Origin of the sequence: Variovorax terrae, from assembly GCF_022809125.1 — a bacterium.
GTDB classification, from domain to species: Bacteria; Pseudomonadota; Gammaproteobacteria; order Burkholderiales; family Burkholderiaceae_C; genus Variovorax_A; species Variovorax_A terrae.
Genome location: NZ_JALGBI010000001.1, coordinates 592,147 through 608,917, shown reverse-complemented (window position 1 = coordinate 608,917; position 16,771 = coordinate 592,147). Strand labels below are relative to the sequence as shown.

Sequence of the window (16,771 nt, the reverse complement as noted above, 5' to 3'; positions counted from 1 at the left end):
CGGGGCTAGGGCGCCGCCACCCAGTTGACCAGCAGCACCAGCGTCAGCACGAACAGCGCCACGCCCACGAGGCCCACCGCGATGATGTGGAAGGGGTTGAGCCGGGCCACGTCTTCCTGGTACTCGCTGTCCCTGCGCACCCCGAAGAACGACCAGGCCACGGCCTTGACCGTGCGCAAGACCGAGCCCCTGGGCGGGCGGCGGATGGACGGCTGCTTCAGGGATTTGTTCATGCGCCGGGCCTCGAGTGCAGCAGCCCGGCCGCATCCGCCGTGGAGGAAGCGGGCGCCGGCGGCGTCTTGCCGCCCACCTCGAAGAAGGTGTACGACAGCGTGATGGTGGTCACGTCCTTGGACAGCTTGGGATCGATCACGAAAGCCACCGGCCACTGCTTCTTCTCGCCCGGATCGAGCGTGTACTGGTTGAAGCAGAAGCACTCGAGCTTGTTGAAGTGCGCCGCCGCCTGGCGCGGCGCGTAGCTCGGGATGGCCTGCGCCGCCATGCGCCGGTTCTGCACGTTCTGGAACTCGTACATCACGGTGGTCAGCTCGCCCGGATGGACCTGCAGCGAACGCAGGGCCGGCTTGAACTCCCAGGGGCCGCGCGAGTTGGCGTCGAACTCCACCGTGATGGTGCGGCTCGTGTCCACCTGCGTGTTGGCGGGCAGCTTGACGTTCTTGCCGCCGGACGCATTGCCCGGCACTTCCAGCTCCGACAGCGCCAGGATGTTGATGCCGGTGAACTCGCAGATCGCCTTGTACATCGGCACCAGGGCGTAGCCGAAGGCGAACATGCCCACGGCCACCACGGCCAGCTTGCCCACCATCCGGATGTTTTCTCGCTGGATACCCATGTCAGTCCGCCTTGGTCATTTGCTCAGCAGCACCATCTTGGTCATGAAGCCGATGAAAAACACGACGGCGACCGAGGCCAGGATCAGGGCCAGGCGCAGGTTGCTCTTCTTCTGTTCGGGCGTCATGGCTCGGACTCCGCTCAGCCGATGACCTTGGTGGCCGTCACGTCCAGCTTGGGCGGGTGCTCGAAGGTGTGGAACGGTGCCGGCGACGGCACTTCCCACTCCAGGCCTTCGGCCGCTTCCCAGGGCCGCTGGGCGGCCTTTTCACCCTTGCCGAGCATCGTGGGCAGCACGATGAACACGAAGAAGTAGACCTGCGCCAGGCCGAAGGCGAACGCGCCCACCGAGGCCACGGCGTTGAAATCGGCGAACTGCATCGGGTAGTCGGCGTAGCGGCGCGGCATGCCGGCCAGGCCCAGGAAGTGCATCGGGAAGAAGGTCACGTTGAACGAGATCAGCGACCACCAGAAGTGGATCTTGCCGCGCGTTTCGTTGTACATCACGCCGGTCCACTTCGGGCTCCAGTAGTAGTAGCCCGCGAACATGGCGTACAGCGAGCCGGCCACCAGCACGTAGTGGAAGTGGGCCACCACGTAGTAGGTGTCCTGCAGCTGGATGTCGATCGGCGCCATGGCCAGGATCAGGCCGGTGAAGCCGCCCATCGTGAACACGAAGATGAAGCCGACGGCGAACAGCATCGGGGTCTCGAAGGTCATCGAGCCCTGCCACATGGTGGCGACCCAGTTGAAGATCTTCACGGCCGTGGGCACCGCGATCAGCATGGTGGCGTACATGAAGAACAGCTGGCCGGTCACCGGCATGCCGGTGGTGAACATGTGGTGTGCCCACACGATGAACGACAGGATGGCGATCGACGAGGTGGCGTACACCATGGAGGCGTAGCCGAACAGCTTCTTGCGCGCGAAGGCGGGCACGATCTGGCTGATGATACCGAAGGCCGGCAAGATCATGATGTAGACCTCGGGGTGGCCGAAGAACCAGAAGATGTGCTGGTACATCACCGGGTCGCCGCCGCCGGCGGGGTTGAAGAAGGTGGTGCCGAAGTGGCGGTCGGTCAGCGTCATCGTGATGGCGCCGGCCAGCACGGGCATCACGGCGATCAGCAGGTAGGCGGTGATCAGCCAGGTCCAGGCGAACATCGGCATCTTCATCAGCGTCATGCCGGGGGCGCGCATGTTGAGGATGGTCACGATGATGTTGATCGAACCCATGATCGACGAGGCGCCCAGAATGTGCATCGCGAAGATGCCGGCGTCCATCGACGGGCCCATCTGCAGCGTCAGCGGCGCGTACAGCGTCCAGCCGGCCGCGGGAGCGCCGCCGGGCATGAAGAACGAGCCCACCAGCATCAGCGCGGCGGGGATCATCAGCCAGAAGCTGAAGTTGTTCATGCGCGCGAACGCCATGTCGGCCGCGCCGATCTGCAGCGGGATCATCCAGTTCGCGAAGCCCACGAAGCCCGGCATGATGGCGCCGAACACCATGATCAGGCCGTGCATGGTGGTGAGCTGGTTGAACAGCTCGGGGTTCACGAGCTGCAGGCCGGGCTGGAACAGCTCGGCGCGGATCAGCATGGCCAGGATGCCGCCGACCATCAGCATCGTGAAGGAGAACAGCAGGTACAGCGTGCCGATGTCCTTGTGGTTGGTCGCAAATACCCAGCGCCGCCAGCCGGTCGGGGCGTGGTGGTCATGGTGGTCGTCATGCGCATGATCGTGATGATCGAGAACTGCACTCATCTTTATTCCTTCTCAATACGTGGCGACGGGGCTTATTTGCGCTCGGCCTTGACTTCAGCCGGCTGGACCAGCTGGCCGGTCTTGTTGGACCAGCTGTTCTTGGTGTAGCTGACAACGGCGGCGATGTCGGTGTCGCTGAGCTGCTTCCAGGCCGGCATGGCGCCGTTGTTGCGGCCGTTGAGCACGGTGTCGATCTGCTTGTTGTGATCGGCGTCGAGCACGATGGCCGAGCCGTCCAGCGGCTTGATCGGGCCGGCGCCCTTGCCGTTGGCCTGGTGGCAGGCCGCGCAGTTGGCCGCATAGACCTTCTCGCCGCGCTTCATGATGTCGTCCAGCGTCCAGACCTTGTTCGGGTCGTCCAGTTTGGCGGCGGCCTTCTTCTTCTCGCCGTCGACCCACTTGCTGTAGTCCTCGGCCGACACCACCTTCACGTGGATCGGCATGTAGGCGTGTTCCTTGCCGCACAGCTCGGCGCACTGGCCGTAGAAGTCGCCGGTCTTCTCGGCGCGGAACCAGGTGTCGCGCACGAAGCCGGGGATGGCATCCTGCTTGATGCCGAAGGCCGGCACCATGAAGGCGTGGATCACGTCGTTGGCGGTGGTGATGATGCGGATCTTCTGGTTGACCGGCACCACCAGCGGGTTGTCGACCTTGAACAGGTAGTTGTCGGGGATGTCGCCCTTGGCGCCGTTGTTGGACATTTCGCGGTGCGTCGCGTCCAGCGTGGAGACGAAGCCGATGCCCTCGCCTTCGCCCTTGATGTAGTCGTAGCCCCACTTCCACTGGTAGCCGGTGGCCTTGATGGTGAGGTCGGCGTTGGTGGTGTCCTTCGAGGCCACCAGCACCTTGGTGGCCGGCAGGGCCATCAGGATCACGATGACGAAGGGAACGATGGTCCAGATCACCTCGACCGTGACCGACTCATGGAAGTTGGCGGCCTTGTGGCCCACCGACTTGCGGTGCTTCCAGATCGAATAGAACATCACGGCGAACACGGCCACGAAGATGACCGTGCACAGAATCAGCATCATCCAGTGAAGCCAGGCCTGTTCTTCGGCGATCTTGGTCACCGCGGGGGGCAGGTTCAGCTGGCGCACGGAGGGGCCGCCCGGCAGGTCGTTGACCGCGTGGGCGGAGGTGGCGACCCAGGTGCCTGCCATGAGCAGCAGTGAAGCCAGCTTGTTGGAAATGCTCTTCATCGTGTTCACTTAACTTCTAAGCCTCAATTTAACCAATCATCCCCGCAGCGCCCTGCGGCGCTTCGCAGAACCGGCCTCACGCACCGCGCAGGGCCATCCGAATCTCTCGCGCCAGCGCCGGGCGCAGCTCGGGGCGCACATAGCGCCCCACCTCCACCGTGCGGCCCCGGGCCGACACCTCGATCAGCGACCGGTCTCCCGCCTTGGGCTCGATCCGCACCCAGTCGCGGTTGAACTCCGCCCGCTCCAGCCGCCCCGCGCTTTCGAGCTCGACCACCAGCTGCGCGCCCTGCAGCGAAATCTTCTCGCCGTCGGTCGCGTGGCGGGCGTACACCAGGAACGCCGCACCCACCGCAATCAGCTCGAGCCATGCGAACGGCATGACCAGCCTGGCCCCCTGGAACCAGAAGAACGTTCCGATCCCCAGCGACACGACGCACAGCGAGGCATACAGCCAGCCCAGCTGGGCTGGTGTGACCGAGCAGTTGCGTTTCAGAAACCAGTGGATGTTCTGGCCTGAGACAGTGGCGAAACGAAATACCGGATTCGACACAGGTGACGCTCACAAAAACCGGCGCGCCGAAATCGCTGGGCCAACAACCCTGGCGCGCCGCACTGCGTGGGAAGATCCCCGAAACTCACACAACAGGAGATTGTAGCGCGGGTTTACCCGGCAACTTTCGTTCTCCCGCCTACGAACGGCCCTCGCCAGACCGGCCGCCATGCAGCATGGCGCGCATGTCCTGCAGCGAGACCGCGCTGTGCGCGCTCAGGCGCACCTTGGGCGCGGGCTTGAGGGCATGGCCATAGATGATCTCGAAGGTGAGCGCCAGCCGCCCGCCCTCGCGTGGATCGGCCAGCTGCTGCGCCAGCCGCTGCTCCAGCTCGCGGCGCCAGCCGCGCCCGCGCAGGGCCGCGAAGCGCTGCGGGTGCAGGTTGCAGCCGAGCTCGCGCAAGTCCTGCAGCAGGCGCGCCGGGGTCTCGTAGGTCAGCACGATGCGCTCCATGTCCATCACCGGCTCGGCAAAGCCCGCATGCACCAGCATGTCGCCCCAGTCGTGCATGTCGGTGAACTCGTGGCCGGCCGCCGGCCAGCCCAGCGCCTGGTACAGGCCGCGCAACTCGCGCACCGTGTCGGGCCCGAGGCACGAGAACATCAGGAAGCCGTCGGTCGCCAGCGCGCGGTGCCATTGCGCGATCAGGGCCTGCGGGTCGGCCGCCATGTGCAGCGCCATGTTGGCCCAGAGCATCTGCACGCCGGCGTCGGGCGGCAGCCCGAAGTGCGTCGGCGCGCCGCTCCAGCGGCGCGGGCTCCACCATGGGTTCGCTATTGATTTGATAGCAATCGATGACCGCTGTGCCTGGACCTCCGCCACATAACACGCCGATTTCGGATAGCGGCGGCTGAGCAGGGCATGGGCCTGCAGCCCGCCGCGCACCGGCTCCCAGTGGGCCCAGGCCTGCGGCTGCAGCCGGATCCACTGCAGCCGCTCTTCCATGCGCCGCGCCACCTCCTCGTGCAGCCAGGGCGAGAGCGCGGGCGCGCTGCGCTGCCAGCGCGCGGCGGCAACGGGGTCGATGGTGGGCGGGCGCTCGTGGGCAGGGGTGGACATGGCGTGGGGAGTATATTGATTCGATGTTCCGCGAGCTGATTGCAAGGACTTGCGCGCCCCTGCCCAGCCAGTGCGCGGTGTGCCGCGCCTGGCCCGCGCAGCCGGTGTGCGAGGCCTGTGTCGCCCGCTTCGCGCAGCCGCTGCCGCGCTGCCGCACCTGCGCGCTGGCCGTGCCCGCCGGCGTGCACCAGTGCGGCCAGTGCCTGCGCACGCCGCCGCCGCTGGACGACTGCTTCGCCGCCGTGTCCTACGCCTATCCCTGGTCCGACTGCCTGGCCGCCTACAAATTCCATGACGATCCGGGCTGGGCCGCCACCCTGGCCACCCTGCTGCGCAGCACGCCCTGGGTGGAGCCCGCGCTGGAGCGCTGCGACGCCGTGCTGCCGATGCCCCTGTCCGTGCAGCGGCTGCGCCAGCGCGGCTTCAACCAGGCGCTGGAGCTGGCGCGGCGGCTGGCGCCCGGCAAGACCGACGGCACGCTGCTGCTGCGCCTGCGCGACACGGCGCCGCAAAGCGAGCTCGACCTGCCCGCGCGCCAGCGCAACGTGAAGGGCGCCTTCGCGGTCGATCCGCTGCGCGCAGAGCGCGTGCGCCAGCGCCGCGTGGTGCTGGTGGACGACGTGATGACCAGCGGCGCCTCGCTGTTCGCGGCCGCCGCGGCCTTGCGCCAGGCGGGCGCGGCCCACATCACGGGGCTGGTGGTGGCGCGCACGGAAAAGGAATAGGGGAACAGGGCCGCGCGAAGCCGGGCCGCGCCGGCAGCACCAGGCAGGCGCGACAATCGCCGCATGTTCCATATCGTCCTGGTCGAGCCCGAAATTCCGCCCAACACCGGCAACGTGATCCGCCTGGCGGCCAACACCGGCTGCACGCTGCACCTGATCGAGCCGCTGGGCTTCTCGATGGACGACAAGCACATGCGCCGCGCCGGGCTGGACTACCACGAGTACGCCGAGGTGCGCCGCCACGCCGGCTGGGAGGCCTTCCTGGCGGCCGAGCAGCCGGCGCCGCAGCGGCTGTTCGCGCTCACCACGCGCGGCACGCGCCTGGTGCACGACACGGCGTTCGAGCCCGGCGACTGGCTGGTGTTCGGCTCCGAAACGCGCGGCCTCGCACCCGCGCTGCGCGAGCGCTTCGCGCCCGGGCAGCAGCTCAGGCTGCCGATGCGCCCGGGCCAGCGCAGCCTGAACCTGTCGAACGCGGTAGCCGTCACGGTGTTCGAGGCCTGGCGCCAGAATGGCTTTGGGTTGCTCCCAAAAGAATAGCGCCCGAGGTCCAGCACACCTGGACCCCGGGCCTTTTCAGGCCATTTTCAGACCTTGAGGCCGCGGGCCGCGGCGGCCTGCTCCACGGATTCGAACAGAAAGGTCATGAAGGCCCGCGTGCGCGCGGGCAGCAGCTTGCGCGTGGGCAGCGCGGCGTAGATCGTGAAGCGGCCGAACACCCAGTCCGGCAGCAGCTGCACCAGCGCCCCGCTGGCCAGGTGCGGCGCCACCAGCAGCTTGGACAGCACGGCCACGCCCGCGCCGTCGAGCGCGGCGCGGTACAGCACGTCGAAGCTCACCGATTGCAGCACCACCGGCATCTCCACCTCCACCGGCTCGCCTTCGCCCTCCAGCGGCCGCAGCCGCAGGCGGCGGCCGCTGTGCCCGCTGGCCTGCTGCCACGGAAACCGCAGGTAACCGTGGTGCTGCAGCTCCTGCGGCGTGCGCGGCGTGCCGTGGCGCTGGAGGTAGCCCGGCGAGGCGCAGACGATCCAGTCGTTGGAGATCAGCGGGCGCGCCACCACGCTGGCGTCGTAGCCCTCCTCCACCACGATGAAGGTGACGTCGAACTCCTCCACCCGGTTCTGCGGGAACGGGTCGATCGACAGGTCCAGCGTCACCTTGGGATGGCGCTCGCACCATTGCGCCACCCGCGGCGCCAGGAAATACGAGGCCAGCACCGGCGTGGCCAGCACATGCAGGGTGCCCTGCAGCTCGCGCGTGCTGGCCGCCGCGACGGCTTCCGCGTCGTCCACCTCGTGCAGGATGCCGCGCAGGCGCAGCAGGTAGGCCTCGCCGGCCTCGGTCAGCGCCAGCTTGCGGGTGGTGCGCTGGATCAGCCGGGTGCCCAGGTGCTGCTCCAGGTCGCTCACCAGCCGCGTGACCACGGCGGGCGACATCTCCAGGGCCCGCGCGGCCGCCGCGAAGCCCCCTTCGTCGATCACCCGCTGGAACACGCGCATTGAAAGAAGACGATCCATGTTTGCAACAAGATTTATCTGGTTCGATTAATTATTGCAGATACCGAAATGTTCAATTGACGACTATGTAGTTTTCATTTCGTGCGTGGCCGTCTACAGTTGAGCCATCGATGAGTTGAAACCAGAAAGACGACTCAGCGAGGCTGGACGAGACGGGGAACCGATGGAGCCCGTCTGGCCCGTGAATTGACTCACTTTTGAAAGGAAACCATCATGAATGCATCCAAGTTCTTCGCTGTTGCCGCCTTCGCCGGTCTCGCCTCCATGGGCGCCCAAGCCGCCGGCAACGACGATCCCTCGCAATACGTGCTGCAGTTCAACTCCGTGCGCCCCCGCGCCGAAGTGCAGGCCGAAGCCGTGACCAAGGCCCGCAACCCCAACTTCGAACCGGCCGGTTCGCGCGTTCTGGCCGTGGCCCCCTCGAAGCTGGAGCGCAAGGACGTGCGCGCCCAGGCCGCCGTGGCGCTGCGCCAGGGCCTGATCGCCGACGGCGAAGTCTGATCGCCCGGTACCGCTAAAAAGAGAAGCAGGCCGGCGCCGCCGGCCCATCCACCCGCCAGGGGTCACACCCGGGCGGGTTTTTTCATGGGTGGCCCCAAAGCCTCAGGGATAGCGCCGCACCAGCGATTCGGCCACGCACACCGGCTTGGCCACGCCTTCGCGCTCGATCGTCACCTGCCAGGTCATCTGCACGCCGCCGTTGTCGATCGGCTCGCAGGCCAGCAGCGCCATGCGCGCGCGCAGGCGGCTGCCCACCGGCACGGGCGACATGAAACGCACCTTGTTCAGGCCGTAGTTCACGCCCATGCGCGACTGCACCACCTCGAACGAGGATTCAAAGAACTTCGGCAGCAGCGACAGGGTGAGGAAGCCGTGCGCGATCGGGGCGCCGAACGGGCCGGCCCTGGCCTTGTCCACATCGACGTGGATCCACTGGTGGTCGCCGGTGGCCTCGGCAAACTGGTTGACCTGCTGCTGCGAGATCGTGATCCAGTCGCTGACGGCGACTTCCTGGCCGACCAGGGCCGCAAATTCCGAGAGGGTCTGGAAGGTTTTCATGGCGCCACTGTAACGGCCCCGCCGCGGCTCAGTTGTCGAGCCAGCGACACAGGCCTTCCCACTGCGCCAGGTCTTTCTCGACGCGGCCGGGCGCCACGTCGAACAGGGTCAGGCCGCGCGCGGCCAGGTGGATGTAGTTCTGGGTGTCGCGCAGGTAGCCCAGCACCGGCAGGCCCAGGTGCTCCACGAAGTCGCGCAGCTTGTCGGCCGCCAGGGTGCGCGCATCCACGCGCATGCCGACGATGCCCACCTGCATGCGGCCCGCGTGGCGGTGCTCAGCGAGCTGGTCGAGAAAGCTGCGGGTGGCGAAGATGTCGAACACGCTGGGCTGCAGCGGCACGATCACCTTGTCGGCCAGCTTGATCACGTCGTTGAAGCGCCAGCCGTGCAGGCCGCCCGGGGTGTCGAGCACCACGTGGGTGGTGCCCTTGGGCGGCTTGACGATCAGGTCGGCGTTGACCTCCCAGGTCGCCACGGGCCGCGCCGCCGGCGGGCGCAGCCCGAGCCACAGGCGCGTGGACTGCTGCCGGTCCGCGTCGCCGAGCATCACCGAATGGCCCTTGCTCGCAAAATACCCCGCCACATTGGTGGCCAGCGTCGTCTTCCCGACACCTCCCTTGGGATTGGCTACAACCACGACCGGCATGACCCGCTCCTTGCTGTTTGGACTTATGGGATATGTTAGCGGCATGGACGAAACCACCAAAACCGCCCCCGCCCCGGCCATCTACCTGCTCGCCGCCCACCCGCACCCGCGCGAGTCGCGCGTCAACCGCCGGCTGCTGGCGGCCGCGCGCGGCGTGGAGCGGGTCGACGTCAACGACCTCTATGCGAGCTATGCCGACTACGACATCGACGTGCCCGCCGAGCAGGCCCGGCTGCAGGCCGCGCAGCTGCTGGTGCTGCTGCACCCGATCCAGTGGTACTCGATGCCCGCGCTGCAGAAGCTCTGGCTCGACGAGGTGTTGACCTACGGCTGGGCCTATGGCGGCGCGCCGGCCGGCGGCGGCACGGCCCTGCAGGGCAAGGACCTGTGGCTGGTCGCCAGCACCGGCGGGCCCGAGGCCTCGTACCATCCGCAGAGCTACAACCGCTATTTCTTCGACGCCTTCCTGCCGCCCTACGAACAGACCGCGGCGCTGTGCGGCATGCGCTTCCTGCCGCCGCTGATCCTGCACGGCGCGCACCGCGCCGCCGAGGCCGAGATCGCCGCGCATGCGGACACCTTCCGCCAGCGCCTGCAAAGCTACCCCGACTGGCCCGAGCTCGACGAGCTCGACGCCTGCCCGCTGTGCGAGGTGCCCGCCACCGACCGCCCCGCCGATGCCTGAGCCACCCCGAGGACGCACGTCATGGAACACACTCCCGCCTGGCTCACCAGCAGCCTGATCTACCTCGGCGCCGCCGTCTTCGCCGTGCCGCTGTCCAAGGCGCTCGGGCTGGGCGCCATCATCGGCTACCTGGCCGCCGGCATCGCCATCGGCCCCTGGGGCCTGGGGCTCGTGAGCAACGTGGAGGACATCCTGCACTTCGCCGAGTTCGGCGTGGTGCTGATGCTGTTCCTGGTGGGGCTGGAGCTCGAGCCCAAGCGCCTGTGGAGCCTGCGCCGGCCGATCTTCGGCTGGGGCGCGGCCCAGGTCATGGCCTGCGCCGCCATCCTGTTCGCCGTGAGCTACCTGTTCGGCGTGCCGTGGCGCGTGGGCGTGGTGGCCGCGCTCGGGCTCGCGCTGTCGTCCACCGCCATCGCGCTGCAGGTGATGGGCGAGCGCAACCTGCTGCCCACCTCCAGCGGGCAGGCGGGGTTCTCGATCCTGCTGTTCCAGGACGTGGCCGCCATCCCGATCCTGGCCCTGCTGCCGCTGCTGGGCAGCGTTGCAGGCCCGAACGAGGCCGCCGTCCACGCCAACCGGGCGTTTGAAGCCATCAAGATCATCGCGGTCATCGGCGGCATCATCCTCGGCGGGCGCCTGCTGCTGCGCCCGCTGTTCCGCTGGATCGCCGCCAGCCGCACGCCCGAGATCTTCACCGCCGCCTCGCTGCTGCTGGTGGTGGCGATCGCCGCGCTGATGCAGTTCGTCGGGCTGTCGATGGCGCTGGGCGCCTTCCTGGCCGGCGTGCTGCTGGCCGAGAGCGAATACCGGCGCGAGCTGGAGACCGACATCGAGCCGTTCAAGGGCCTGCTGCTCGGGCTGTTCTTCATCGCCGTGGGCATGAGCATCGACTTCGGCGTGCTGCTGCGCTCGCCCGGCCTGATGGCGCTGATCGTGCTCGGCTTCCTCGCGCTCAAGGCCGCGGTGATCTACGCGCTGGCGCGCCTCATCGGCCTGCCGTTCCAGGAGCGCCCGGTGTTCACGCTGCTGCTGGCGCAGGGCGGCGAGTTCGCCTTCGTCGTGTTCCAGGCGGCGGCCGGGGCCCAGGTGTTCGCGCCCGACGTGGCCTCGCTGCTGATCGGCGCGGTGGCGGTGTCGATGCTGCTGAGCCCGCTGATCCTGGTGGCGCTGGACAAGTACCTGCTGCCGCGCTTTGCCAACTGCAACCTGCCGCAGCTGGAGGAAATCTCCGAGCCGCAGAACGCGCCCATCATCATCGCGGGCTTCGGCCGCTACGGCCAGATCATCGGCCGCCTGCTGGCCGCGCAGGGCATCCCCGCCACCGTGCTGGACCACGACGCCGAGATGATCGAGGCCGCGCGCGCCTTCGGCTACAAGGTGTTCTACGGCGACGCCACGCGGCTCGACCTGCTGCGCATCGCCGGCGCCGGCACCGCGAAGATCCTGGTGATCGCGGTGGACGGGCAGGAGCAGTCGCTCGCCATCGTGGAGCTGGCGAAGGAGCATTTCCCGCACCTGGAGCTGGTGGCCCGCGCGCGCGACGTGACGCACTGGAACGAGCTGCGCGACCGCGGCGTGATGCGCGTGGAGCGCGAGGTGTTCGAGTCCAGCCTGCGCAGCGCGCGCACCGTGCTCGAAGTGCTGGGCTACCCGCCGCACGAGGCGCGCCAGTCCGCGCTGCGCTTTCGGCGCCACAACCTCGCGCTGTTCGAGCAGATGCACCCGCACCACCGCGACCGCGCCAAGCTGATCGCCGTGGTCAAGCAGGGGCGCCAGCAGCTCGAGGAGCAGATGGCGCAGGAGCGCGCCGAGCGCGAGGAACGCCGGCGGCAGTCCCAGGCGCCGGTGCAGGGCTGGGACCGCTGAGCCCGGAGCCGGCTGCGGGCCTCAAACCGCAAAATCCGATCCAAAAAAGCCCGATGTCCTTGTCGGGCTGTCGTTTTCAGCTATATTTTTTATAGCAATCAGAACCACGCATCCCACACCAGCTTGCAGCCGGTGAGGAACATGCCCAGGTACACCATGCGGAAGAACAGCACCGGGTTGATGCGCCGGGCGATGCGCACGCCGGCCCACACCCCCACCGGCGCCAGCGGCAGCAGGGCCAGCGACGTCGCCATGTTGCGCCCGTCCAGCAGGCCGAGCCAGGCAAACGGAATCCACTTGCTGAGGTTCACCACGAAGAAGAAATAGGCCATGGTGCCGGTGAACAGCAGCGGCGGCAGGCGCATCGGCAGCACATAGGCATTGAGCGGCGGCCCGCCGGCATGCGCGATGAAACTGGTGAAGCCCGAAATGGTGGTCAGTACCGCGCCCAACCAGCGCGGCGGGTGCGGGCTGTCGGGCCCGGGCGGAAACAGCAGCCGCTGCGCCAGGAACAGCAGCGTGAACACGCCCACGAGGCCGGCCACCAGGTGCGAATCGAGCAGCTTGAACAGCAGCGTGCCGACCAGCGTGCCCACCAGCCCGAACGGGAGCAGGAAGCGCAGCAGCGCGCCGTCGAAGTGGCGGCGGTAGGCCATCAGGCTCAGCACATCCATCACCAGCAGCACCGGCATCAGGATCGCCGCGGCCTGCGGCACCGGCACGGCCAGCGCCATCAGCGGCACCGCCAGCGAGCCGAAACCGGCGCCAAAGCCGCTCTTGCTGATGCCGAGCAGCAGCACGGCGGGAATGGCGACGGCGTAGAACGAGCCGTCGGTGATCAAAGGGAGGTTCAAGGGACAGCAGGAGAAATCAGGCGGGCCCCGAATCTAACGCAAATGCCCGCAGCGGGCGCTGCGCCCCCCGGAACCCGTACACGGCCCTAGCCGCGCGGCGCGGCGCCGTCGAACGCGCGCTGCAGCAGCGCGCGCAGCGCCGCGCGCTCCAGCGGGCGCGGGTTCGGGTAGGCCGCCTGCACGGCCAGGTCGGCCGCCCGGTCGAGGCCGCCCTCCGGCATGCCGATGGCGCGCAGCGACAGCGGCGCGCCCAGGCGCGCGGCCAGCCGCTGGACGGCCTGCGGGGCCTGCGCCGCCTCCGGCTCGCCCAGCGCCGCCGCGATGCGCGCCATCGCCTCGGGCGCGGCCGCCGCGTTGTAGGCCAGCGCGTGCGGCAGGACCACGGCATGCACCTCGGCATGCGGCAGGTTGAAGCTGCCGCCCAGCGTGTGGCACAGCTTGTGGTGCAGGCCCATGCTGACCTGCCCGAGCACGATGCCGCACAGCCAGGCGCCATACAGCGCGTCGCCGCGCGCGGCGAGGTCGCGCGCATCGGCAACCAGGCCCGGCAGCGCGGCGGCCATGGCACGCAGGCCCTCCTGCGCCATGAGCTCGGTGATCGGGTTGCCGTCGTGCGCATACAGCCCCTCGGCCGCATGCGCCAGCGCATTGAGCCCGCTGGCCACGCTCAAGGGCACGGGCAGCGAGAGCGTGAGCTCGGGGTCGTAGATCACGGTGCGCGGCAGCACCTTGGCGTCGCGCCCGGTCTTCTTGACGCCGCCCTCGGTGATGCCATAGATCGGCGTGACCTCGCTGCCCGCGTAGGTGGTGGGAATGGCCAGGATCGGCAGGCCCGATTCGAGCGCGATGGCCTTGCCCAGGCCGGTGGTGGAGCCGCCGCCAATGGCCACCGCGCAGTCGGCGCCCAGGCGCTGCGCCTCGCGCCGGGCTTCTTGCGCCGACTCAATGGGCACGTGCATCACGGCGCGTGCGAACACGCCCGCCGCGCGCTCGCCCAGCAGGGCCGCCACACGCTCGGCCTGCGCGGCTTGGCCCGGCGTGGACAGCACCAGCGCGCGGCGCGCACCGAGCGCCTCGATCTCGCGGCCCAGGTGCTGCAACGCGCCAGCGCCGAACACCACGCGCGACGGATGGGGAAGGTAGCTGAAGGCGCGCATGGAAGACTCCGATCTCAGAGCACGGTGCAGGCCTGCTCGAAGGCCAGCCGCGGGTTGCGGTCGAACAGCAGGCTGTTGTCGCCATAGCCCAGGTTGATGAGGAAGTTGGCCTGCCAGCGCCCGTCGGGGAAGAACTCGGCGTTGACCTTGGCGATGTCGAAGCCGCTCATCGGCCCACAGTCCAGGCCCAGCGCGCGCGCCGCGATGATGAAGTAGGCGCCGCCCAGCGTGCCGTTGCGGGTGGCGGTGGCGGCCGCCAGGGCCGGGTTGCCCTCGAAGTTCTCCCGGGCGCCGGGGCGGTGCCAGAGCTGCGGCATGTGCTCGTAGAAGCGCGTGTCGGTGGCCACGATCACCGTCACGGGCGCGATCTTCGTCTTGTCCAGATTGCCGGGGCTGAGCGCCGGCAGCAGGCGCGCGCGCGATTCGGGCGTGGCCAGGAACACATAGCGCGTGGGCTGGGTGTTCATCGAGGTCGGGCCCATCCGGGCGATGTCGTAGACCTGCTGCAGCAGGGCCGTGGGCACGGGCTTGTCGAGAAAGCCGTTGGCGGTGCGCGCATTCAGGAAGAGTTGTTCAAGGCAGGCGTCGGAAATTGGCATGGGGTTTGGTTCCTGGCAATAAAAAGGAAAGTGAGTTCGCTTTGGCGCTCAGCGCTCCAGCGCGCCGCCGGCCAGCCAGCGCGCGCCGCGGCGGTACAGCTCATCGACCACCGGCCCCTTGAGCATGGGCATGTCGAGCTTGACCTGGTAGCCGATGCGCGTCTGGATGTAGGCCAGGTGCCGGTAGCCTTCGGGGAACGCGGCCAGGGCCCGCGCGTCCAGGCTCAGCGTGGCGGCCGGGTCCACCGGGTCGATGCGGTCCTTCTCGTAGATCGGCTGGCGGTGCAGCAGCTTCCACTCGCCCTCGTGCTTCTGTACGAAATCGTAGAAGCGGCCGGTGCAGACCACGTCGCACAGGACCGGGCCGTTGTCACCCTCGACCAGGCCGCGCTGCGAGATCGTCATCTTGGTCTGGGCGATGGCGCGCTCGCCCGCCACCTCGATGGCCGAGCCGCCCAGGAAGTGCAGGATGCTCACGCCCTTGGCCCAGCCTTCCTGCGTGACGCGGATGAACTCCGCGAACGGCCCCTGGAACCAGGTGGCCATCATCACGCCCTCGGGGTGCCAGACGGTGGCGAAGCGCGCCCAGTCGCCGGCGTCGCGCCAGACGGCCCAGCGCTCCACGAGCTGGCGGATCAGCAGTTCATCGTGCAGGGTGTCGGACATGGTGTCTCCTCAAGTCGATTCAAGAGAGGGTAACGGGAGCCGGGTAATCGACCTGGTGGCGCGCCACGCGCAGGTCGCCCAGCACCTGCTTCACGCGCAGGTGCTCGGGGTGCGTGGCGTAGGCGTCGAGCGCGGCCTGCGAGTCGAATTCGGAATACAGCACCACGTCGCAGGCGTAGTCCACGCCGCTCGTGTCCACGCCCAGCTCCAGGTGCAGCAGGCCCGGGATGCGCCCGCGCAGGCCATTAAAGCTCTGCCGCAGCAGCGCGATGTTGCGCTCGCGCTCGCCGGGCGAGCCGCCGCGCACGTTCCACATGACGATGTGCTTGACGATCAAGGCCGTGCTCCCCGGTCCTGCGCTTCAGGGCGCAGGCGGAAAACCCGCCTTCTGCGGCCACAGGTTCACGAAGCCATGGACGGCCGTGGAGGCATACAGGCCGGCCTTGGTGAACGGCTCGTCCGCGATCCAGGCCTGCGCGGCTTCGCGCGATTCGAAGTCGATGGCCAGCAGGCTGCCCACCATCGCCTGCCCGTCGTCGGCCACGAGCGGGCCGGCGAAGGCGATGCGCCCGGCCATCTTCGCCAGGTAGTCCTTGTGCGCAGGCCGCACGCGCTGGCGCAGCTCGGCGCCATCCGGCCGGTCGACCAGATACAGCGCGTAGATCATGGCGTGCTCCTGGATTTGTCGGCGTTCCTGGCGGGCGCATAGCGGTCCTCCAGGGCGGCCCAGCGCGGGAAGTCGACGATGCGTTTGTACTCCTCGAAGCCCACGCCCGTGCCGACCAGCTTGAGCTCGCCGCTCTTGATGTCGTCGAGGGCGAGCTGCATGGTGCGCGTGATGCGCATGAGCAGCGAGATGCCGTAGATGACGATGCGAAAGCCCAGCGCCTCCAGCTCCGCCGGCCGCAGGATGGGCGTGCGCCCGCCTTCGAGCATGTTGGCCATGAGCGGAATGCCCTTCAAGGCCTCGCCCACGCGGGCCAGTTCCTCGACCGACTCGGGCGCCTCGATGAAGATGCCGTCGGCGCCGGCGCGCGCATAGCGCTCGCCGCGCCGCAGCGCCTCGTCCATGCTGTAGACCTCGCGCGCATCGGTGCGCGCGATGATGAAGGTGTCCTTGTTCAGCCGGTTCTCGGCGGCGGCGCGGATGCGCGCCTCCATGTCCTCGCAGGACAGCAGCTCCTTGCCCGCGATGTGCCCGCAGCGCTTGGGCGAGACCTGGTCTTCGAAGAACAGCGCCTGCGCGCCCATGCGCTCGTAGGCCTGCACCGAGTAGATGACGTTCTTCACGTCGCCGTAGCCGTTGTCCACGTCCACCAGCGCGGGCAGGTCCGACACCGCCATGATGTCGCGCACGCCGGCCGAGATTTCGCCGAGCGCCACCAGGCCGATGTCCGGCACACCATAGCGCACGCCCACTAGCGGGAAGCCACCGATGAAATACGCCTTGAAGCCCGCCTGCTTGATGAGCAGGGCCGACAGCGCGTCGTGCGCGCCCGGCAGCACCAGCGGGCGCTCGCTCGCCACCAGCGAGCGGAAAGTCTGAGGAGAAGTCGAAGTCTGCAT

The 16,771-nt window shown here is 68.3% G+C and carries 22 protein-coding genes; 5 read left to right on the top strand and 17 right to left on the bottom strand.

Going from position 1 to position 16,771, the window contains the following annotated elements:
- Nucleotides 1–5: 5 nt before the first annotated feature.
- The 7 genes from MMF98_RS02735 to MMF98_RS02705 all read right to left on the bottom strand — a co-directional run bounded on the left by MMF98_RS02735 (nt 6) and on the right by MMF98_RS02705 (nt 5,428).
- A complete protein-coding gene (locus tag MMF98_RS02735) occupies nt 6–233 on the bottom strand; it encodes a DUF2970 domain-containing protein (protein WP_243304091.1) in 228 nt (75 codons plus the stop codon).
- Entirely contained in the window at nt 230–853 is a 624-nt protein-coding gene (locus MMF98_RS02730; RefSeq protein ID WP_243304089.1) for a cytochrome c oxidase assembly protein, read from the bottom strand. Before MMF98_RS02730 ends, MMF98_RS02735 begins: the two co-directional genes overlap by 4 nt.
- Nucleotides 854–868: 15 nt before the next feature.
- Complete coding sequence (locus MMF98_RS02725) at nt 869–979, bottom strand: cytochrome oxidase small assembly protein (protein WP_243304087.1); 111 nt, start codon at nt 977–979, stop codon at nt 869–871.
- 14 nt (nt 980–993) lie between these two features.
- Nucleotides 994–2,616 carry a cytochrome c oxidase subunit I gene (gene ctaD, locus MMF98_RS02720; protein WP_243304084.1) on the bottom strand — a complete coding sequence of 541 codons (1,623 nt, stop codon included), beginning with the start codon at nt 2,614–2,616 and terminating at the stop codon, nt 994–996.
- Nucleotides 2,617–2,648: 32 nt separating this feature from the next.
- Nucleotides 2,649–3,815 (bottom strand): cytochrome c oxidase subunit II, encoded by a 1,167-nt coding sequence (gene coxB, locus MMF98_RS02715; protein WP_243304083.1) that lies wholly within the window; start codon nt 3,813–3,815, stop codon nt 2,649–2,651.
- Nucleotides 3,816–3,891: 76 nt separating this feature from the next.
- Entirely contained in the window at nt 3,892–4,368 is a 477-nt protein-coding gene (locus MMF98_RS02710; protein ID WP_243304080.1) for a DUF2244 domain-containing protein, read from the bottom strand.
- Between the two features lie 139 nt (nt 4,369–4,507).
- Complete coding sequence (locus MMF98_RS02705; protein WP_243304079.1) at nt 4,508–5,428, bottom strand: methyltransferase domain-containing protein; 921 nt, start codon at nt 5,426–5,428, stop codon at nt 4,508–4,510.
- 23 nt (nt 5,429–5,451) lie between these two features.
- On the opposite strand from MMF98_RS02705, the gene MMF98_RS02700 reads away from it, so the two are divergent.
- Both MMF98_RS02700 and trmL read left to right on the top strand, forming a co-directional pair.
- On the top strand, nt 5,452–6,153 hold the full coding sequence (locus MMF98_RS02700; protein WP_243304077.1) for a ComF family protein: 702 nt from the start codon (nt 5,452–5,454) through the stop codon (nt 6,151–6,153).
- Between the two features lie 63 nt (nt 6,154–6,216).
- Complete coding sequence (gene trmL / locus MMF98_RS02695) at nt 6,217–6,693, top strand: tRNA (uridine(34)/cytosine(34)/5-carboxymethylaminomethyluridine(34)-2'-O)-methyltransferase TrmL (RefSeq protein ID WP_243304075.1); 477 nt, start codon at nt 6,217–6,219, stop codon at nt 6,691–6,693.
- Between the two features lie 47 nt (nt 6,694–6,740).
- On the opposite strand, the gene MMF98_RS02690 is transcribed toward trmL, so the two are convergent.
- Nucleotides 6,741–7,673 (bottom strand): LysR family transcriptional regulator, encoded by a 933-nt coding sequence (locus MMF98_RS02690; protein ID WP_243304070.1) that lies wholly within the window; start codon nt 7,671–7,673, stop codon nt 6,741–6,743.
- A gap of 213 nt (nt 7,674–7,886) precedes the next feature.
- On the opposite strand from MMF98_RS02690, the gene MMF98_RS02685 reads away from it, so the two are divergent.
- Nucleotides 7,887–8,174: a DUF4148 domain-containing protein gene (locus tag MMF98_RS02685; RefSeq protein ID WP_243304069.1), complete on the top strand. Its 288-nt coding sequence runs from the start codon at nt 7,887–7,889 to the stop codon at nt 8,172–8,174.
- A 102-nt stretch (nt 8,175–8,276) separates the two neighbouring features.
- Here MMF98_RS02685 and MMF98_RS02680 read toward each other — a convergent pair whose 3' ends face one another.
- Entirely contained in the window at nt 8,277–8,732 is a 456-nt protein-coding gene (locus MMF98_RS02680; RefSeq protein WP_243304067.1) for a MaoC family dehydratase, read from the bottom strand.
- 28 nt (nt 8,733–8,760) lie between these two features.
- The gene (locus MMF98_RS02675; RefSeq protein WP_243304065.1) at nt 8,761–9,378 is read right to left on the bottom strand and encodes a ParA family protein; all 618 of its coding nucleotides are present in this window, start codon (nt 9,376–9,378) and stop codon (nt 8,761–8,763) included.
- 43 nt (nt 9,379–9,421) lie between these two features.
- On the opposite strand from MMF98_RS02675, the gene kefF reads away from it, so the two are divergent.
- Together kefF and kefC are read left to right on the top strand one after the other, a co-directional pair.
- Entirely contained in the window at nt 9,422–10,063 is a 642-nt protein-coding gene (kefF, locus tag MMF98_RS02670; RefSeq protein ID WP_243304053.1) for a glutathione-regulated potassium-efflux system oxidoreductase KefF, read from the top strand.
- A 21-nt stretch (nt 10,064–10,084) separates the two neighbouring features.
- Nucleotides 10,085–11,929: a glutathione-regulated potassium-efflux system protein KefC gene (kefC, locus tag MMF98_RS02665; protein ID WP_243304052.1), complete on the top strand. Its 1,845-nt coding sequence runs from the start codon at nt 10,085–10,087 to the stop codon at nt 11,927–11,929.
- Nucleotides 11,930–12,027: 98 nt separating this feature from the next.
- Here the strand turns inward: kefC and MMF98_RS02660 are convergent, their stop codons facing one another.
- The 7 genes from MMF98_RS02660 to MMF98_RS02630 all read right to left on the bottom strand — a co-directional run bounded on the left by MMF98_RS02660 (nt 12,028) and on the right by MMF98_RS02630 (nt 16,771).
- Complete coding sequence (locus MMF98_RS02660; protein WP_243304050.1) at nt 12,028–12,783, bottom strand: sulfite exporter TauE/SafE family protein; 756 nt, start codon at nt 12,781–12,783, stop codon at nt 12,028–12,030.
- Between the two features lie 86 nt (nt 12,784–12,869).
- On the bottom strand, nt 12,870–13,940 hold the full coding sequence (locus MMF98_RS02655) for a maleylacetate reductase (RefSeq protein WP_243304048.1): 1,071 nt from the start codon (nt 13,938–13,940) through the stop codon (nt 12,870–12,872).
- Nucleotides 13,941–13,954: 14 nt separating this feature from the next.
- Nucleotides 13,955–14,539, bottom strand: coding sequence for a malonic semialdehyde reductase (locus MMF98_RS02650; RefSeq protein ID WP_243304046.1), 585 nt, complete (start codon nt 14,537–14,539; stop codon nt 13,955–13,957).
- Between the two features lie 48 nt (nt 14,540–14,587).
- The gene (locus MMF98_RS02645; RefSeq protein WP_243304044.1) at nt 14,588–15,205 is read right to left on the bottom strand and encodes a nuclear transport factor 2 family protein; all 618 of its coding nucleotides are present in this window, start codon (nt 15,203–15,205) and stop codon (nt 14,588–14,590) included.
- A 19-nt stretch (nt 15,206–15,224) separates the two neighbouring features.
- Nucleotides 15,225–15,539: a Dabb family protein gene (locus MMF98_RS02640; protein WP_243307269.1), complete on the bottom strand. Its 315-nt coding sequence runs from the start codon at nt 15,537–15,539 to the stop codon at nt 15,225–15,227.
- A gap of 27 nt (nt 15,540–15,566) precedes the next feature.
- Nucleotides 15,567–15,872 carry a YciI family protein gene (locus tag MMF98_RS02635; RefSeq protein WP_243304042.1) on the bottom strand — a complete coding sequence of 102 codons (306 nt, stop codon included), beginning with the start codon at nt 15,870–15,872 and terminating at the stop codon, nt 15,567–15,569.
- Nucleotides 15,869–16,771 (bottom strand): isocitrate lyase/PEP mutase family protein, encoded by a 903-nt coding sequence (locus MMF98_RS02630; protein ID WP_243304040.1) that lies wholly within the window; start codon nt 16,769–16,771, stop codon nt 15,869–15,871. Before MMF98_RS02630 ends, MMF98_RS02635 begins: the two co-directional genes overlap by 4 nt.

Coding starts and splice junctions, on each gene's coding strand:
- MMF98_RS02735 (WP_243304091.1), bottom strand. CDS start 233: ATGAACAAATCCCTGAAGCAGCCGTCCATCCGCCGCCCGCCCAGGGGC.
- MMF98_RS02675 (WP_243304065.1), bottom strand. CDS start 9,378: ATGCCGGTCGTGGTTGTAGCCAATCCCAAGGGAGGTGTCGGGAAGACG.
- coxB (WP_243304083.1), bottom strand. CDS start 3,815: ATGAAGAGCATTTCCAACAAGCTGGCTTCACTGCTGCTCATGGCAGGC.
- MMF98_RS02705 (WP_243304079.1), bottom strand. CDS start 5,428: ATGTCCACCCCTGCCCACGAGCGCCCGCCCACCATCGACCCCGTTGCC.
- MMF98_RS02630 (WP_243304040.1), bottom strand. CDS start 16,771: ATGCAGACTTCGACTTCTCCTCAGACTTTCCGCTCGCTGGTGGCGAGC.
- MMF98_RS02635 (WP_243304042.1), bottom strand. CDS start 15,872: ATGATCTACGCGCTGTATCTGGTCGACCGGCCGGATGGCGCCGAGCTG.
- MMF98_RS02730 (WP_243304089.1), bottom strand. CDS start 853: ATGGGTATCCAGCGAGAAAACATCCGGATGGTGGGCAAGCTGGCCGTG.
- MMF98_RS02690 (WP_243304070.1), bottom strand. CDS start 7,673: ATGGATCGTCTTCTTTCAATGCGCGTGTTCCAGCGGGTGATCGACGAA.
- MMF98_RS02700 (WP_243304077.1), top strand. CDS start 5,452: ATGTTCCGCGAGCTGATTGCAAGGACTTGCGCGCCCCTGCCCAGCCAG.
- MMF98_RS02645 (WP_243304044.1), bottom strand. CDS start 15,205: ATGTCCGACACCCTGCACGATGAACTGCTGATCCGCCAGCTCGTGGAG.
- MMF98_RS02655 (WP_243304048.1), bottom strand. CDS start 13,940: ATGCGCGCCTTCAGCTACCTTCCCCATCCGTCGCGCGTGGTGTTCGGC.
- MMF98_RS02685 (WP_243304069.1), top strand. CDS start 7,887: ATGAATGCATCCAAGTTCTTCGCTGTTGCCGCCTTCGCCGGTCTCGCC.
- MMF98_RS02680 (WP_243304067.1), bottom strand. CDS start 8,732: ATGAAAACCTTCCAGACCCTCTCGGAATTTGCGGCCCTGGTCGGCCAG.
- MMF98_RS02650 (WP_243304046.1), bottom strand. CDS start 14,539: ATGCCAATTTCCGACGCCTGCCTTGAACAACTCTTCCTGAATGCGCGC.
- MMF98_RS02725 (WP_243304087.1), bottom strand. CDS start 979: ATGACGCCCGAACAGAAGAAGAGCAACCTGCGCCTGGCCCTGATCCTG.
- trmL (WP_243304075.1), top strand. CDS start 6,217: ATGTTCCATATCGTCCTGGTCGAGCCCGAAATTCCGCCCAACACCGGC.
- ctaD (WP_243304084.1), bottom strand. CDS start 2,616: ATGAGTGCAGTTCTCGATCATCACGATCATGCGCATGACGACCACCAT.
- kefC (WP_243304052.1), top strand. CDS start 10,085: ATGGAACACACTCCCGCCTGGCTCACCAGCAGCCTGATCTACCTCGGC.
- kefF (WP_243304053.1), top strand. CDS start 9,422: ATGGACGAAACCACCAAAACCGCCCCCGCCCCGGCCATCTACCTGCTC.